The 880-nt window shown below is 77.0% G+C and carries 2 protein-coding genes; both read left to right on the forward strand.

Annotation, left to right across the window (positions count from 1 at the left end):
- A partial coding sequence (locus tag HMPREF0731_RS22035) for a hypothetical protein (RefSeq protein WP_007006478.1) occupies positions 1-241 on the forward strand: 241 nt, incomplete at its 5' end.
- The coding region (locus HMPREF0731_RS22040) for an NAD(P)/FAD-dependent oxidoreductase (RefSeq protein ID WP_007006479.1) at positions 238-880 on the forward strand (643 nt) is incomplete at its 3' end. The genes HMPREF0731_RS22035 and HMPREF0731_RS22040, both read left to right, overlap by 4 nt.

An 880-nucleotide genomic window follows, 5' to 3' on the forward strand; every position in this document is an offset into this window, starting at 1 on the left:
CCCCGCGCCCCCCGGCTTCGCCCCCGGCGCGGCGCGGCAGGCGCATGAGGCGCGCTGGACCGAGGCCGCCTACGCCACCCTGCACGAATTGCTGGCCACCCTGCCCCCGGCCTGGCGCGCCGCGCTGAAGCGCGCCTGCTTCGCCGCGCTGCGCGAGGCGCCGGCGGAGGAGCCGGCCGAGGATGTGATCCGCCGCACCTTCGCCGCCCGCATGGCCGCGACGGAAGGGGGCGCGGCATGAGCATTTTCTCGGAAAACTTCTCCACCGAGCCCTGGTGGTGGCAGGGCTTCCGCCCGCCCGCGCCGGGGGAGGATCCGCTGCCGGCCGGCGCGGTCGGCACGCTGGTGATCGGCGCCGGCTATGCCGGCACCGCCTGCGCCCTGCGCCTGGCCGAGGCCGGCGAGGAGGTGCTGGTGCTGGAGGCCGGCGCACTCGGCCAGGGCGCCAGCACGCGCTCGGGCGGGCAGGTCTCGGGCGGGGTGAATGTCGGCAAGGGGCCGGACCGCAAGCCGGTGCCGGCGCACCGCAAGGCGGCGCTGCTGCGCGACGCCGCCGCCGGCTTCACCCTGTTCGAGACGCTGCTGGAACGGCACCAGATCCGCTGCGGCTACCACCGCGGCGGCCGCATCAACGGCTTCTGGACGCCGCAGCACGCCGAGGCCTGGCGCCAGCGCCTGCCCGAGCTGAACGAGCATGCCCGCTCCGAGGCGGTGCTGCTCGGCCGCGAGGAGGTGGCCGCCGCGCTCGGCAGCGATTTCTACCATGGCGGGGTGCATATCGGCCGCGCCGGGCATGTGCAGCCGGCCGAGTTCTATGGCGGGCTGCTGGCGGCGGCGCGCCGCGCCGGGGCGCGCTTCCTGGGCGGCGTGCCGGTGCGGC

The organism is Pseudoroseomonas cervicalis ATCC 49957 (assembly GCF_000164635.1).
GTDB lineage: Bacteria > Pseudomonadota > Alphaproteobacteria > Acetobacterales > Acetobacteraceae > Pseudoroseomonas > Pseudoroseomonas cervicalis.